This window comes from Spirosoma luteum DSM 19990 (genome assembly GCF_000374065.1).
In the GTDB taxonomy this organism is placed as follows: domain Bacteria; phylum Bacteroidota; class Bacteroidia; order Cytophagales; family Spirosomataceae; genus Spirosoma; species Spirosoma luteum.
Genome location: NZ_KB893248.1, coordinates 87,260 through 104,471, shown reverse-complemented (window position 1 = coordinate 104,471; position 17,212 = coordinate 87,260). Strand labels below are relative to the sequence as shown.

At 53.2% G+C, this 17,212-nt stretch carries 12 protein-coding genes; all 12 read left to right on the top strand.

Features of this window, described 5'->3' with window-relative positions; genetic code table 11:
* The 12 genes from B156_RS0107970 (at nucleotide 1) to B156_RS0107915 (ending at nucleotide 17,111) form a co-directional block, all read left to right on the top strand.
* Nucleotides 1-1,821, top strand: coding sequence for a RagB/SusD family nutrient uptake outer membrane protein (locus B156_RS0107970; protein WP_018619155.1), 1,821 nt, complete (start codon nucleotides 1-3; stop codon nucleotides 1,819-1,821).
* A 171-nt stretch (nucleotides 1,822-1,992) separates the two neighbouring features.
* A complete protein-coding gene (locus tag B156_RS0107965) occupies nucleotides 1,993-4,464 on the top strand; it encodes a glycoside hydrolase family 95 protein (protein WP_018619154.1) in 2,472 nt (823 codons plus the stop codon).
* A 171-nt stretch (nucleotides 4,465-4,635) separates the two neighbouring features.
* A complete protein-coding gene (locus B156_RS0107960) occupies nucleotides 4,636-4,938 on the top strand; it encodes a GIY-YIG nuclease family protein (protein WP_018619153.1) in 303 nt (100 codons plus the stop codon).
* 195 nt (nucleotides 4,939-5,133) lie between these two features.
* Complete coding sequence (locus tag B156_RS0107955) at nucleotides 5,134-6,816, top strand: glycoside hydrolase family 43 protein (RefSeq protein WP_026260682.1); 1,683 nt, start codon at nucleotides 5,134-5,136, stop codon at nucleotides 6,814-6,816.
* 126 nt (nucleotides 6,817-6,942) lie between these two features.
* On the top strand, nucleotides 6,943-9,225 hold the full coding sequence (locus tag B156_RS0107950) for a glycoside hydrolase family 127 protein (RefSeq protein ID WP_018619151.1): 2,283 nt from the start codon (nucleotides 6,943-6,945) through the stop codon (nucleotides 9,223-9,225).
* A 3-nt stretch (nucleotides 9,226-9,228) separates the two neighbouring features.
* Nucleotides 9,229-9,777 (top strand): VOC family protein, encoded by a 549-nt coding sequence (locus tag B156_RS0107945; protein ID WP_018619150.1) that lies wholly within the window; start codon nucleotides 9,229-9,231, stop codon nucleotides 9,775-9,777.
* A gap of 20 nt (nucleotides 9,778-9,797) precedes the next feature.
* The gene (locus tag B156_RS0107940) at nucleotides 9,798-11,375 is read left to right on the top strand and encodes a glycoside hydrolase family 43 protein (protein ID WP_018619149.1); all 1,578 of its coding nucleotides are present in this window, start codon (nucleotides 9,798-9,800) and stop codon (nucleotides 11,373-11,375) included.
* Nucleotides 11,376-11,379: 4 nt separating this feature from the next.
* Nucleotides 11,380-12,234 (top strand): sialate O-acetylesterase, encoded by an 855-nt coding sequence (locus B156_RS0107935; protein ID WP_026260680.1) that lies wholly within the window; start codon nucleotides 11,380-11,382, stop codon nucleotides 12,232-12,234.
* Between the two features lie 207 nt (nucleotides 12,235-12,441).
* A complete protein-coding gene (locus B156_RS0107930) occupies nucleotides 12,442-13,386 on the top strand; it encodes an alpha/beta hydrolase (RefSeq protein WP_026260679.1) in 945 nt (314 codons plus the stop codon).
* 120 nt (nucleotides 13,387-13,506) lie between these two features.
* Nucleotides 13,507-14,619 (top strand): alpha/beta hydrolase-fold protein, encoded by a 1,113-nt coding sequence (locus B156_RS0107925; RefSeq protein ID WP_018619146.1) that lies wholly within the window; start codon nucleotides 13,507-13,509, stop codon nucleotides 14,617-14,619.
* A 5-nt stretch (nucleotides 14,620-14,624) separates the two neighbouring features.
* On the top strand, nucleotides 14,625-15,932 hold the full coding sequence (locus B156_RS0107920; protein WP_018619145.1) for a family 8 glycosyl hydrolase: 1,308 nt from the start codon (nucleotides 14,625-14,627) through the stop codon (nucleotides 15,930-15,932).
* Nucleotides 15,933-15,959: 27 nt separating this feature from the next.
* Complete coding sequence (locus tag B156_RS0107915) at nucleotides 15,960-17,111, top strand: alpha/beta hydrolase-fold protein (protein WP_026260678.1); 1,152 nt, start codon at nucleotides 15,960-15,962, stop codon at nucleotides 17,109-17,111.
* Nucleotides 17,112-17,212 lie beyond the last annotated feature (101 nt).

Sequence of the window (17,212 nt, the reverse complement as noted above, 5' to 3'; positions counted from 1 at the left end):
ATGACAACGAAAACGATAAAAATTGGCCTGATCCTCTGTCTGACCGCCTTTCTTGGCTCCGGTTGCGAAAAGATTCTGGAAGAGAACCCACAGTCTCAGATTGTCCCTTCCTATTTCAACAGCTCCGCGGGTGTACTGGGGGGTATTGCCGGGGTGTATAACGACATCCGGGGTCAGTGGGCAACCGAAGGGTTTACTGTTGAAATGCAGGCTGGTACCGATGATTTTTTGCAGGGTGCCAGCTCGGGCGGGGGGCCTGCCTACACCTACAACGGTCTCAATGGCAGTAACTTCGGCGCGGCATGGGGCGTAGCGTTCCAGGACATCAACACCCTGAACGGCGTATTGCAATATGGTGCTACGATTGATTTGCCGGAAGCGACCCGTAAGCAATACCTGGCGCAGGCCAAGTTTCTACGCGGATTCTGGTACTTCTATCTGGTGCAGACCTGGGGCGATGTACCGCTGAGTACCACGTTCATTACGGTGCCGTCTCAGGCAGCATCGCGGCAGCCGGTAGCGCAGGTGTACGAGCAGATTATCAAGGACCTGACCGAAGCAGCGGCCGACCTGCCCAATACCCCAACAGCTCCGTTCCTAGGTAAAGCCGCCACCAAACCCGTAGCGCAACTGCTGCTGGCCAAAGCCTACCTGACTCGTGGCTGGCTCAACAACACAGCCGCAGACTTTACGCAGGCAGCCACCATTTGCGCTGACATTATTGCCAACAAAGGGACGTATGGTCTTGACCTATGGGCCGATTACGGCGATGCGTTTGTGCCCGCCAACGACTACGGTAAAGAGAGCATGTTTGTGAGCGATCACGTACTAGACCCCAAGTTTGGTTACTACACCGTCGGCGGGGCCGCTGGTGGCGGAGCCGCTCAAAACTTATCACCCTGGTTCACCAACTGGAACTATCCGAACAACAGTGGCATCAACTCATTCGTCAATGCAGCCGGTAACTTTGTTAATAGTGGCACGTCGGGTATGATTCGGGACTCGCAGTACGGACGCCCTTACATTCGGATGCGTCCCAACAGTGACAAACAGAAAACGGGTCCTAACGTGGGTAAGAGTTATTTCCTCGATCAGGCATTCACGAATCGGAGTGTCGACACCCGGTTTGCCAACTCGTTCTACACAGTGTACATCGCTAATACGGCTGTTACCAACCCAGCTACCGCTGCCAATAACAAGCGGGGTATTAGCTATACAACGGTAGTTGGAGCCGACACTGCCGTCTGGTTGCCTGATTTCGAAGTGGCTGGCGCGCCCCAGTTCGTGGGAACCCGTCCATTTAAGGGCATAGTGGTACCGCCCAGCCTGTGGAATAACGGAATTTTTCCGGCCCTAAAGAAGTTCATGGACCCCAGCCGGGGCTCGAACTTCAACGACCCGTCAACGCGGCCTGCCGTGCTGTATCGTTTCGCGGACGTTTACCTGACGGGTGCCGAAGCGTATCTGAAAGCCGGCAATACCACCCAGGCAGCCACTCTGCTCAACGTTGTCAGACAGCGGGCTGCCTTCCGGAAAACGAACACGGCGGCTCAAAACGCAGCGGCCGCAACCGCCATGGCCATTACCGCTGCCGACGTGACAGTGGACTTCATTCTGGATGAACGCAGCCGTGAACTCTTTGGGGAATGGCAGCGCTGGCACGACCTGGTCCGCACCCGTTCGCTGGTTCGTCGGGTGAAGGCCTGGAATCCGGAAGCGGCCGCCAACATTCAGGATTATCACATGCTGCGGCCAATTCCGCAGAACCAGATCGACCGGGTAGTTGATGGCCCTGCATTCCCGCAGAACCCCGGGTATTAGCGATTAGCAGGCAACATAAATCGAGTGATGGAAGAGGCCATTCCTTGTCCTCTTCCATCCTTTTCAGGTGTCATGGTGGTTGGTTTACAGGTATATACCTCCTCTAATTATAAGCGTAGGTGCCTGCCTGAACAAAGTATATGTGGTAATGGGTAGCTCCGTAAACGTTCAATGAGACAATTTTTCTGCTTCTTTTTTCTGACGGTATCATCGGCTTGTTTCTCGCAAACAAAGTCACCGCTAAAACTTTGGTATAATAACCCATCGGGCCAAACCTGGGAAAATGCCCTGCCCATTGGCAATGGCCGACTGGGAGCAATGGTTTACGGAAACGTAGAGAAAGAAACGATCCAGCTCAACGAACATACCCTCTGGTCAGGTGGCCCGAACCGAAATGATAACCCGAATGCACTGGCGGCTTTAGCTGAAGTACGGCGACTGATTTTTGATGGCAAACAAAAAGAAGCGGAGCAGCTGGCCAACAAGAGCATTATCTCCAAAAAGTCGAACGGGCAAATGTTTCAGCCTATGGGTAACCTGAATCTGACGTTTGCCGGACACGAGAACTACACGAATTATTACCGCGAACTGGATATTGAGCGGGCTGTGGCCAAAACGACCTATACCGTCGATGGCGTTGCGTACACCCGCGAAGTGCTGGCTTCGTTTCCCGACCGCATTATTGTCATGCAACTAACGGCAAACAAGCCCGGGGCTATCTCGTTTTCCGCTTCCTACACCACCCAGCATAATCAACCAGTCATTAAAACATCCGCCAATGAACTGACCATTGCGGCTACAACGTCGGACCACGAAGGCGTAAAAAGCGTGGTTCGGTTCAAAGGCATTACCCGCATTAAAACGCAGGGCGGCAGCCTGTCTGCCAGTGATACGGCGCTTACGGTACGCGGAGCAAACAGTGCCACCATCTACATTTCCATTGCCACCAATTTTACGAATTACCACGACGTCAATGGCGACGAAAACCAGCGGGCAACCGACTATTTAACCAGGGCTTATCCGAAGTCATACGCGACCCTATTGACATCACACGTTGCCGCTTACCAAAATTATTTTAACCGGGTTAAATTCAACCTGGGCACTACTACCAGGCCTTCAGTCGATGCCACCAAGCTCCCCACCGACGAGCGACTGAAAAACTTTCGGTCGGTCAGCGACCCACAACTGGTGACGCTGTATTACCAATATGGCCGGTATTTGTTGATTTCGTCCTCGCAACCAGGGGGACAGCCCGCTAACCTTCAGGGCATCTGGAACAACAAAATGAAGCCCCCCTGGGATAGCAAATACACCATCAACATCAACGCCCAGATGAACTACTGGCCCGCCGAAAAAACGAACCTGGCCGAACTGCACGAGCCGTTTTTGCAGATGGTTCGCGACATGTCGGAGACGGGGCAGGAAACGGCGCGGGTGATGTACGGGGCACGGGGCTGGATGGCCCACCACAACACCGACATCTGGCGGGCAACGGGTGCTGTCGATGGCGCGATGTGGGGTATGTGGGTGGCCGGTGGCGGCTGGACCAGTCAGCACTTGTGGGAGCATTACCTCTACAATGGCGACGAGATGTACCTGGCGTCAGTATACCCGATTCTGAAAGGAGCCGCCCTGTTTTACACCGATTACCTCGTTGAGCACCCCAAATACCACTGGCTGGTTGTCACGCCGGGTACGTCGCCCGAGAATGCTCCCAAAGCACACGGAGGTTCCTCGCTGGATGCGGGTACTACGATGGATAACCAGATTGCCTTCGACGTATTCACCACTACCATTCGGGCTGCTGAAGTGCTGAAGAAAGATGCTGCTTTCGTGGATACCCTGAAGCAGATGCGCAGCAAGCTACCGCCCATGCACATTGGTCAGCACGGGCAATTGCAGGAGTGGCTGGAAGACATCGACGATCCAACCGATAAACACCGGCATATTTCGCATTTGTACGGCCTGTTTCCGTCGAACCAGCTTTCGCCCTACCGCACGCCCGGGCTGTTCAACGCAGCCCGAACGACGCTGATTCACCGGGGCGATGTGTCGACGGGGTGGAGTATGGGCTGGAAAGTGAACTGGTGGGCGCGGTTGCAGGACGGCAATCATGCTTATACGCTGATTCAGAATCAACTTACCCCGCTGGGCGTTACCAAAGACGGGGGCGGTACCTACAACAACCTGTTCGATGCGCACCCGCCGTTCCAGATTGACGGCAACTTTGGCTGCACATCCGGCATCACCGAAATGCTGATGCAAAGTGCCGACGGGGCTATTCACTTATTACCTGCTCTGCCCGATGTATGGCCAACCGGCAGTATCAGCGGACTGCGGGCAATTGGTGGATTCGAGGTGGTCAGTATGGAGTGGAAAGCAGGGAAACTGGCGAAGGTTGTCGTTAAGTCGAACCTAGGCGGGAACCTGCGTGTACGGACGCCGAATGCACTAACAATCAACAAGGGAGCTGCGCCAAAAATAGCATCCGGTCAGAACCCAAACCCGTTCTACCAGATCGAGCCAACGCCAGCACCTATTGTGTCGGAGAAGGCAACAGCGGCAGCGCCTGTATTAAAAGAAACCATACTTTACGACCTGCCAACGCAAGCCGGTAAATCATACACGCTGGTCGCTCAATAGTTTTTTTGTGATCCCGTTTTCTTTGTCATCCCGAGGAACGAGGGACCTTCGGGAATAGTAAAATGCCTGCGACCGAAGATCCCCCCTACGTCGGGATGACAAAAGCACGGGATGATATATAAAAAAGGGTGCCTTTTAAAAAAAAGCTAAAAAGTCTAAAAATGTAGTGTCATGAATGGTTATGCTTTTTACGTCTATATCGTAACCAATCCCGAACGAACGGCTTTATACACGGGCATGACGAATGATCTGGTCAGAAGGATACAGGAGCACTATGAATCGCGCGGACAAGTGGGAAAGTTCGCCGGTAAATACTACTGTCACCGGTTGATCTATTGGGAGCATCACCAGTACGTTCGCAACGCGATTACTCGTGAAAAGGAGATCAAGGGATGGCGGAGGGAAAAGAAAGTGGAACTAATCAATTCAATAAATCCCGAATGGCGCTTTTTAAACGATGAAATCCAGGAATGAAAATACGTTTTCTTTTTCTATCCTCCCGTGTTTTTGTGATCCCGTGTTTTCCTGTCATCCCGACGCAGGAGGGATCCTCGGTAAATGCCGAAAAATGCCTGCGACCGAAGATCCCTCCTGCGTCGGGATGACAAAAGCGGAGAGACCAAAGAGCAAATAAGCTAAAACAGGTTGAAGAAATTAACACAAACGCACATGAGAAATCGCCTTTTTACGGCTCTTTTCGCAATCCTTAGCCTGGTTTTAATCAACAGGACTTTCGCCCAAACCACCTTGGTGAACCCAATCCTGACGGGCTTTTACCCCGACCCGAGCATTGTACGGGTAGGTACTGATTACTACCTGGTCAACTCCACATTTTCCTATTTCCCCGGCATTCCGGTATTGCACAGCAAGGACTTAAAGAACTGGAAGCAGATTGGCAATGTGATCGACCGCCCCTCGCAGATGGATTTCATGGGCGAACGACTGACCCGTGGCTTGTTTGCTCCCGCTATTCACCACTATAAAGGCCTGTTCTACGTCACCTGCACCGACATTGATCATGACGGCAACTTCATCGCGACAGCCAAAAACCCAGCCGGGCCATGGAGCAACCCGGTTAAACTGCCTCAGGTACGTGGCATTGACCCCTCCCTCTACTTCGACGAAGCAACGGACAAAGCGTACGTTATTTACAACAGCGATGCTCCCGACCGGAAGCCCCTGTACTCCGGCCACCGGACTATTCAGATCTACGAACTCGATTACAAAACCCTGAAAGTGGTTGGTGAACAGAAACAGCTCGTCAATGGCGGGGTCGATTTGTCGAAAAAGCCCGTCTGGATTGAGGCCCCGCATATCATGAAGCGGAACGACTGGTACTACCTCTATGCCGCTGAAGGCGGTACGTCGCTCAACCACACCGAAGTGGTTTTCCGTAGCAAATCGGTGTGGGGCCCTTTTGTACCCTATGAAAACAACCCGATTCTGACCCAGCGCGGACTACCCGCCGACCGGAAAGACCCGATTACGTCGGCGGGTCACGCGCAGTTTATAGAAGGGCCCGATGGGAAGTGGTACGCTATTTTCCTGGCCGTTCGTCCGTACGAGGGCGACTACTACAACACAGGCCGGGAGACCTTTATCGCGCCCGTCACCTGGAAAGACGAGTGGCCCATTGTGGACCCCGACCATAAAGTGATTCAATACACCTACCCAGCCGCCTGGAAGGAAGTGAAGCCGAAAGACGCCCTACCGCAGTCGGGTAATTTTTCTTACACCCTGCGCTTCGACAAGACACTGGACCCATCGCTGCTGTTCATGCGAACGGTAGACAGCAGTTCGTTCTCGCTATCGAAAAAGAATGGGTTGACCCTCAAACTAAAGCCAGAAACCGTTATGGATATGGGTAACCCGTCGTTTATTGGGAAACGGCAACAGCACCTGTATAGCACGGCTGAGACCGAACTGACGTTTGCGCCCAAATCGGAGAAGGAGAAAGCCGGTCTAATGATTTTTCAGGACGAACGCCATTTCTACCTGCTGAGTAAATCGACCGCGCAGGGTAAAGAGGTGTTGCAACTGTTCAGGAGCAACCCTAAGGACAAGTCGATGGAGTTGCTCACGGAGGTGCCGCTAACGTCGAAAGCGGGTAAAGTGGGGCTGCGGATTGCCTCTCAGGGAGGTACGTATAGCTTCTCGTTTTCGGACGATACCAAAAACTGGAAACTCCTGAAAGACGATGTAGATGCCAAATTCCTGAGCACCAAAGAAGCGGGTGGCTTTATCGGCTGTCTGTACGGCATGTACGCCACGTCGTCGGGTGAACCAACGACAAATTCGGCATCTTTCCAGTACCTGACTTATAAAGGCGACGACCCCATGTATAGGAAATGATTTTGTCGTCCCATGTTTTTTGTCATCCCAACGCCAGGAGGGATCCCCGGTAGCCGGAGGTTCTCAGCCTCACCCGAAGATCCCTCCTGGCGTCGGGATGACAAAAACTCAAACAACGCATCACTCTTGAAAACGAACGTACTTCATATCGCTCTCCTGTTACTGTCCAGCCTTTCCGCGCTGGCTCAGATGCAGCCGTTTGCCTTGCAGGAAGTAAAGCTGACGGGTGGCCCATTTAAAAACGCGCAGGACGTTGATCTGAAGTATATCCTGGCATTGGACCCGGACAAACTCCTGGCCCCCTACCTGATTGATGCCGGACTGCCCCTGGAAGCGCAACGCTATGGCAACTGGGAGAGCTCAGGGCTGGATGGCCATATCGGCGGGCACTACCTGTCGGCGCTGGCCATGATGTATGCTTCGACGGGCGAGCCGGAGTTGAAAAAACGGCTGGATTACATGGTGGCCGAACTGGCCCGCTGTCAGGCAAAAAACGGAAATGGCTACGTGGGGGGCATTCCCGAGGGGAAGGTGTTCTGGGAGCGAATCCATAAGGGCGACATCGATGGCAGCAGCTTTGGTCTGAATAATACCTGGGTGCCACTTTACAACATCCACAAGCTGTTTGCGGGCCTGCGCGACGCCTACGAATACGCCGGTAATCAGCAGGCAAAACAGGTACTGATTGGTTTGGGCGACTGGTTCGTTGACCTGATCAAACCCCTGTCCGACGAGCAGATTCAGCAGGTCCTTCGCACCGAACACGGCGGCATCAACGAAACGTTTGCCGACCTGTATGTACTAACCAGGGACAAAAAATACCTCGAAACGGCGCAGCGGATTTCGCACCGGGCGTTATTGATTCCCCTGCTCGAAAAACAGGATAAGCTGACCGGCCTACACGCCAACACGCAGATTCCGAAGGTGATTGGCTTGGAGAAAATTGCCACCCTAACGGGCAAGTCGGATTGGTCGGAAGCGGCAGTGTATTTCTGGCAAAACGTATCGCAGACGCGTAGTGTGGCTTTCGGTGGCAACAGCGTCCGCGAGCATTTCAACCCTACTACCGATTTCAATCAACTGTTACGATCGAATCAGGGACCCGAAACCTGCAATTCCTTCAATATGCTCCGGCTGAGCAAAGCCCTGTTTCTGGATAAAAACGACGTGAGTTACCTCGATTTTTACGAACGCACGCTCTATAACCACATTCTGTCGAGTCAGCACCCCGAAAAAGGCGGGTTTGTCTATTTCACGCCCATCAGGCCTAATCACTACCGGGTGTATTCGCAACCCGAAACCAGCATGTGGTGCTGCGTGGGATCGGGGATAGAGAACCACACCAAATACGGCGAACTAATCTATAGCCATTCAGACAACGACCTTTTTGTCAACCTATTCATCCCGTCGACGGTAAACTGGGCAGACAAAAAGATTAAGCTTACCCAGCGTACCGAATTTCCGTATCAGAACCAGACAGAGCTGCTTATCGAGCCAGCGAAACCACAGGAATTTTCGGTACACATCCGTTACCCGAAATGGGCTGAAAATTTGACGATACTGGTCAATGGGAAGGCTCAACCCGTTGATGGTAACCCGTCGAGTTACGTAGCTGTTTCGCGCAAATGGAAATCGGGCGATAAAGTCACGGTTCGCTTCACAACCGCCACCCGCCTGGAACAACTACCCGATGGCTCTAACTGGTCTGCCTTTGTACACGGTCCCATTGTGCTGGCCGCCAAAACGTCGACGAAAGATTTGACCGGGCTTTTTGCCGACGACAGCCGGATGGGTCATGAAACAAAAGGCAAACTGTATCCGCTTACCAGTGCCTACGCGCTCGTGGGTGATCCGGCCACGTACCTGGCGCGACTCAAGCCCGAATCCAGGCTGCGTTTCGCTTTGGACACACTGACGCTGCAACCGTTTTATGAGGTGCACGATGCTCGATACCAGATGTACTTCCCTACGTTTACCAAAGCCGCCTTTGCCGAGCAGCAGGCCCGACTAAAACAGCAGGAAGCGGAAGCCCTGGCCCTGGAAGCCAACACCGTTGACAAAGTGAACTGCGGAGAACAACAACCCGAGGTCGACCATGGGTACAAAGGCGAAAAGAGCGAGTCGGGCTATGACGACGAGCGCTTCTGGCGACTCACCCGATCCTATATTACGTACCAGTTTCAGAACAAAGAGCAGACAGGTAAATACCTTGACATCATAGCTTTAAATGATATCAATCCAGAAAACGTACGCTTTCTAATCAATGAAAAGCCCGCCGAAATCCTTGCCAATCGAGGAAAAACGACCCGACTGAAGGCGGGTACAGAGGAGGTAATTACGTTGAAAATTGTGGCCCAGAATGGAAAGGCTACACCCCGCTTCAATCAAATCAGACTTTTAACGCGCTAACAAATGATTCGTTTCACTATGAACAACAGGATGGTACTTGCCTACAAATGTGTCAAAATAACACTATTGGTGTTTTTATGCGGACTAAGTGCGCAGGCACAATCTAATTTTACCAGCAAAACAATTGGCATTGGAGTCGTTGTCGCCGATCTGGAACGTTCACTGGACTTTTATGTGAATGGCATCGGGATGGTCAAAACCGGCAACTTCACCATCAACGAAGATTTTGGCAAACGCTCCGGCCTGACTAATGGCGTATCGGTGGTGGTCACCATCCTAAAGCTCGAAAACAGCCCTGACGCCACCGACTGGAAACTAATGAGTTTTGGCAGTAAAGCATCACACCCGAAGCCAAAAAAGATTCAGGACGATACGGGCATGCAATACATCACCATCAACGTGAAAGCCCTCCAGCCCATCATCGACCGATTGACCCAGATGAAGGTGCCTTTTCTGGGCAGTACGCCTACGCCCCTGAATGACAAAGCGCATTTCGTTTTCGTGCAGGACCCCGACGGTACTTTTGTGGAACTGATTGGCCCACTTCAATAACCGACGGCACCCTTACCTCCATGAAAAACAAGTTGTTCCGATACGGTTTGCTGGTAAGTACGCTGCTGTTCCGGTACATGACCGTGGAGGCCCAAACCGCCCATAACCCCATCATTTTCGCCGACGTACCCGACATGGCCATGATTCGGGTGGGCAACACCTACTACATGAGCAGCACCACCATGCACCTGAGTCCGGGGTTGCCCATCATGAAGTCGAAAGACCTGGTGAACTGGCAATTGGTTAGCTATGCGTATGATACCCTGGCGAATGTTGACGCACTGAACCTGACCAACGGCAAAAGCACCTACGGCCGGGGTTCGTGGGCCAGTAGCCTGCGCTACCATAACGGCACCTATTACGTAACCACGTTTGCCCAGACCACCGGAAAAACGTACGTGTACACCACAAAAGACATCGAAAAAGGCCCCTGGAAAGAAGCCTCGTTCAGTCCATCCTACCACGACCACAGCCTGTTTTTCGACGACGATGGGCGGGTCTATATGCTCTATGGCGCAGGAAAACTCAAGTCAGTTGAACTCAATGCCGATGCGTTGGGTGTAAAACCCGGCACTACCGAGCAGGTCATCATTGAGAATGCCAGCACCCCGTCGGGCACGGGCGGTGGCCTGCCCGCAGAAGGCTCGCAGTTGTTCAAGGTGAAGGGCACGTATTACCTGTTCAACATCACCTGGCCTAAGGGCGGTATGCGGACGGTAGTCATTCACCGCGCCGATAAGCTGACAGGGCCTTGGGAAGGGCGGGTCGCATTGCAGGATCTGGGCGTGGCGCAGGGTGGGCTGATTGATACGCCCGATGGCAAGTGGTATGCTTATCTGTTCCGCGATTTTGGGGGCGTGGGCCGCATCCCCTACCTGCTGCCGGTAACCTGGGAAGATGGTTGGCCGGTGCTAGGTGTCAACGGTAAAGTGCCCGAAATGCTCGACCTGCCCGCCAGCAAGGGACTGATTCCGGGCATCGTTGCCTCAGACGAATTCACCCGCAAAAAAGGTGACCCCGCGTTGCCGCTAGTCTGGCAGTGGAACCACAACCCCGACAATAGCCTCTGGTCGGTCTCGGAGCGAAAAGGCTACCTACGGCTAAAAACCGGGCGTGCGGACACCTCCTTCGTGATGGCCCGCAACACGCTCACCCAGCGTACCATCGGCCCCGAAAGTACGGGCGCCACCCTCCTCGATGCGTCGAACCTGAAACCCGGCGACTTTGCGGGGTTGAGCCTGTTGCAGAAAAACTACGGACTGGTGGGCGTCAAAGCCGAAGCGGATGGCAAGTCGATTGTGATGGTGAGTGCCGGATCGGGAAAGGCAGTGGAGTTACAGCGGGTACCGTTGAAGCAGAAAATGGTCTACCTGAAAGCGGAGTGCGATTTCAAGGATCGGAAAGACCTCGTCCATTTTTTCTATAGCCTTGACGGCAAAGCGTGGACACTCATTGGCGAGCCACTCAAAATGCCCTATACCATTCCGCATTTTATGGGCTACCGGTTCGGGCTGTTTACCTACGCCACCCGGCAAACGGGCGGTTTTGCCGACTTCGATTACTTCCGGATTGACAGTTCACTATCAGCAGAAAAGTAAAACTATGAGAAATAAACTTGGAGGTTTCTTATTTATGGGGTTATTCCTGCTGAGTCTGAATGCGGTGGCGCAGGACAAAAACTTTTACATTTTCCTCTGCTTCGGGCAGTCGAACATGGAGGGGAATGCGACGATTGAACCCCAGGATACGATCAATATCGATAGCCGGTTTCAGGTGATGGAAGCGGTTGATTGCCCTGGCCTGAACCGGACAAAAGGAAATTGGTACACGGCCGTTCCGCCGTTGTGCCGCTGCAAAACTGGCTTAACCCCCGCCGATTATTTTGGCCGGGAGCTGGTGGCGAATCTTCCCGAAAAAGTGCGGGTGGGTGTCATCAATGTGGCCATTGGCGGCTGTAAAATCGAGCTGTTCGATAAGGACCGGTACGAGTCGTACATCACGACGGTACCGGGCTGGATGAAAAATTTCATTAACGAATACGACGGTAATCCATACGCCCGGCTGGTCGGGATGGCGAAGCTGGCGCAGAAAGATGGCGTCATCAAGGGCATTTTGCTGCATCAGGGCGAGTCGAACACCAACGACACACTCTGGACGAAAAAGGTCAAGGTCGTTTACGATAACCTGATGAGCGACCTGGATCTGAAGCCCGGAAAAGTACCGCTACTGGCGGGCGAAACGGTCAACGCCGATCAGGGTGGTATCTGTGCGAGCATGAACAGAATTATCGCTACGCTCCCGCAAACGATTAAAAACGCACACGTGATTTCATCCGCTGGCTGTACGGACAAGTCCGATAATCTGCATTTCGATGCCGCCGGTTACCGTGAACTCGGGAAACGTTATGCCACGCAAATGCTGTCGTTGCTGGGTTATAAACCGAACGCGACAAACTAAGGATACCTGGATTGCCGTGAGTGGGAAGTTACTTACGGTTGAACAGATCACTGGCTGGAACTCAACAAGTCTCCGGGCCAATTTACATGATAGTATCTCTAACTGAGTTTTTGCCATACTGACGAAGGAAGTACCTCAAAGCCGCCTACCGAAAATACGTTCTTCATCAGTATGACAAAACCTCTACATCACACTCAGCTCTTTACTATGAAGCGTTCAAGTATAATAATGGCCATAAGAAAGCGGTATAAAGGCAACAACATAAGGGCCGCGTGGATTGGCTGCTTTATTTCTCTGTCTTTTGTTGCCAATGCACAGGAAATCATTCCGTTGTACGCTGGTGCGGTGCCCAATTCTAAAGCGTCCGACGTGCAGGAGTCGGGCGCGGCATCGGGCGTACTGAAAGGAATAACCAAACCGACGCTGGAGTATTTCAAGCCTGCGCCTGACAAAGCGTCCGGGGCGGCTGTCATCATCATTCCGGGTGGGGGTTATGGGGTGGTTGTGTATCAGGGCGAAGGAATCAACATTGCAAAAGCATTGGCCGAAAAAGGCATAGCGGCATTCATATTGAAGTACCGGCTACCCAGCGACGCCATTATGCCCGACAAGAAAATTGGCCCGTTGCAGGATGCGCAACAAGCCATCAAACTGGTTCGGGAAGGGGCCACCAGGTGGGGAATCGACGTCAGTAAAGTGGGCGTCATGGGATTTTCGGCAGGTGGGCATCTGGCCTCGACCGCAGCGACGCATTTTGACAAGGCGTATGTCGACAACGCCAGCAACACCAGCCTGCGGCCTGATTTCCAGATACTCATTTATCCGGTCATCAGTATGCAGGACAGCCTCGCGCACGGCGGCTCGCGCGACAAGTTGCTGGGCAAAAACCCGTCGGCAGCCGACAGACAACTGTTCTCCAACGAGCTTCAACTAACGGCCAGCACACCCCCAACGTACCTGACCCACGCGGCCGACGACAAAGTGGTCGATGTGGACAACAGCATTATCTATTTCGAAAAACTCAGACACCTGAAGGTACCCGTCGAAATGCACATCTACCCCAAGGGCGACCACGGATTCATTTTCCGACATCCCGGCTGGATGGAGCCACTATTTGCCTGGATGAAAATCAACTTCTGGATCACCAACTAACGCATCCATTTACCGTAAACTGTGTAGCCTTATTTAGTATATGCCTGCTTCGTTTCAGGGTGACATCGGGGCTGATGGTTGAACACAACAGCATTTTTTCTCATCTAAACCAATACACGAATGACCTATAAACCATTAGCGATTCTGTTCGCAGCCGCTCTTTTCAATACAACTGCTTTTGCGCAGGCCAGCCAGCCTGCGGAGGATTTCAAGCCCTCAACCCTGAATCAGCCGGGGCAGGAATACCCGCAGGTAAACTCGCAGGGCTACGCCCGGTTCCGTATCAACGCTCCCAAAGCCGATAGCGTGAAGGTAAGCCTGGGCCTGGGCGGACGGGGTGGCACCAAACTCACCAAACAGGCCGACGGGTTCTGGACCGGCACCACCGAAGGGCCGATGGATGAGGGATTTCACTACTACAACGTGACGGTCGACGGTGGGAAGTTCAACGACCCCGGTGCCAAAAATTATTACGGGTCCGTCCGCTGGGAGAGTGGCATCGAGATACCGGCTCACGACCAGAATTTTTACGCCCTCAAAGACGTACCGCACGGTCATGTGCAGCAGGTGCTGTTCCCCTCCAAAAGTACCGGTACCCCACGGCGGGCGTTTGTGTACACCCCGCCGGGCTATGAGAAAGACAAGTCAGCCAAATACCCGGTACTCTACCTGCAACACGGCTGGGGCGAAGACGAAACGGCCTGGAGCAATCAGGGACACGCCAACCTGATTATGGACAACCTGATTGCAGAAGGTAAAACGAAGCCTTTCCTGATTGTGATGACCTATGGCATGACCAACGAAGTGGGCTGGGGCAAAATAAGGGATTTCAAAATTGACCCCTTCCAGACGGTCCTGACCGAAGAACTGATTCCGTATGTTGACGCCAACTTCCGTACCCTCTCCGACCGAAACAACCGGGCCATGGCGGGCCTGTCGATGGGCGGTATGGAAACTAAAACGATTACCCTCAACAAGCCGGATGTGTTCGGGTACTACGGCCTGCTCAGTGGTGGTCTTTATAATCCGGATGACCTTAAGGACAAGACTAAGCCGAAGCTGGTGTTCATTAGCTGCGGCAGCAAAGAACGGCCCGACGGTGTGAATAAAGCGGCCGCGGATCTGAAGGCAGCCGGGTACAACGCTGTTTCCTACGTTTCCGAAAACACCGGTCACGAATTTCAAACCTGGCGTCGCAGCCTGCACGAGCTGGCTCCAATGCTGTTTAAATAGACTTTATGAATATACATCTGAACACGATCAAGCTGTCTAGTCTGCACTGGTTTCTGTCCATGCTTACCCTTATCTGTCTGACAATAACCAAACCGGTTTCGGCCCAAAAGAAGCAAGCGGATAACCGAAGCAAAACGGCCATTCAGTCAGCTAACTACCGCAATCTGTTTCGGGAACTGGGCTACAAACAGGCCGACATCGACGCGAAGCTCGCCAAAGCCTACCACGACGTATTTGAGGGGCCGACTAAGGTTTATTTCGAGGTGGGCGATACGATGGCCTATGTGTCGGATGTAAAAAACCACGACGCCCGCACCGAAGGGCTTTCCTACGGGATGATGGTAGCCGTACAACTCGACAAGAAAGACGTGTTTGACCGAATATGGCGGTGGTCGAAAAAGTACCTGCAACACCAGAGCGGTCCCCGCGAAGCGTATTTTGCCTGGAGCATCAACCCCGAGACGTTGAAGAAGAACTCGGAAGGATCAGCGTCCGATGGTGAGTTGTATTACATCACCAGTCTGCTGTTTGCCTCCAACAAATGGGGTAACGATACGGGCATTAATTACTACGGTGAAGCCCGGCGGATACTGGATGCGATGTGGAAAAAGGATGGCACCGGCAACATCTACAACCTCATTAATACAGACGCCAAACAGATATCGTTTGTCCCCGAAGGCAGCAATTACAAATGGACCGACCCGTCGTACCACCTACCCGCGTTTTACGATGTCTGGGTGATGTACGCCAAAGACGGCCACGAAGAATTTTACAAGGCCTGCGCCGATACGTCGCGGGTGTTCCTGCACCGCGCCTGCGACCCCGTCACCGGCCTCAACGCCGACTATACCGAATTCAGTGGTAAACCGCACGATACCCGCTGGTCGCCCTCAGCGTTTCGGTACGATTCGTGGCGCGTGCCCATGAACGTTGCCATGGATTATACCTGGTCGGGGAAAGACAGAGCCTGGCAGGAAGACTACGCCAAACGGTTTCAGGGTTTCCTGCGCTCGAAAGGTATCGACACGTTCGAGGACCAGTTCAATCTGGATGGTTCACGACCCGAGTTCATCCTGCAGGCGGGGCCGGTGAAAAAGCTTCGCCACTCCATTGGGCTGGTATCTACGGCGGCTACATTGTCGCTCGTCAACAAAGAGCCGAACAGCCGGGATTTCGTTGATGCACTGTGGAAGGCGAAACTAGAGCCGTTCGATGATGGCTATTTCGACCCGTATTACGATGGGCTAATGCATCTGTTCAGTATTATGCACCTGAGTGGCAAGTACCAGATTATTACCCCACAAACCCGTTGATCAACCCCTAACGCTCCAACTCTTAACATGAAAAAGTTACTCGTATTAATCGCATGCATGGTATCGCTGGGTGTACAGGCACAGGCTCAAACCGCTGGCGTTCCAGCCTCGACCAATATTCCGGGGCAGAAGTACCCGCAGATTTTGCCCGATAATCGGGTAATGTTCCGCGTAAAAGCCCCCGACGCCCACAAGCTGCAAATCGACCTGATGAAGAAATACGACATGGTGAAAGACACCAGCGGTTTCTGGACCGTCACGACAGAGCCGGTGGTAGAAGGTTTTCATTATTACTCGCTCATTGCCGATGGCGTGGCCACCACTGACCCATCGAGCCAGACGTTTTACGGCATGGGCCGCATGGCCAGCGGCATCGATATCCCGGATAAAGACATGGCCTATTACCAGCCCCAGAATGTGCCGCACGGGCAGGTTCGGTCGGTCAATTATTATTCCGACATCACCAAAGCCTGGCGTCGGGCCAATGTGTACACGCCCCCCGGCTACGACCAGAACACGACCAAACGCTACCCGGTGCTGTACCTGCAACACGGTGCGGGCGAAGACGAAACCGGTTGGCCCACGCAGGGTAAAATGGATTTCATTCTCGATAACCTGATTGCCGCCGGGCAGGCAACGCCCATGATTGTGGTGATGGAACGGGGCTACGCCACCGACCCCACCAAACCGGTCAGCGCAACCCCCACGGGTCCCGGCAGCATGAACAGCAATGTGTTTCCTGAAGTGCTGGTGAAAGAAGTAATCCCGATGATTGACAAGTCGTTCCGCACGCTGACCAATCGGAATGACCGGGCCATGGCGGGCCTGTCGATGGGCGGTTTCCAGACCTTCCAGACCACGATGACCAACCTCGACAAGTTTGCCTACATCGGCGGTTTTAGCGGAGCAGGTCGTTTACAACCGGGTGCTGATATCAAACAGGCCTACGACGGTGCCTGGTCTGACGCCGATGCGTTTAACAAAAAGATGAAATTGGTTTACGTGAGCATCGGCACTAAAGAGCCGGAGCGGATGTACACCGGCGTAAACGGATTTCATCAGACCCTGGAGAAAGCGGGTATCAAGCATGTTTATTACGAGTCGCCGGGCACGTCGCACGAGTGGCAAACCTGGCGCCGGTCACTGCGGCAGTACGCCAGTTTGATCTTTAAAAATTGAGATTTTTTGCCTCTCTCCTGCCTTCGTCATACCAAGCATTTGTCATCCCGACAACAGGAGGGATCTTCTGTAGCTGGAGGTTTTTAGCCTCACCCGAAGAT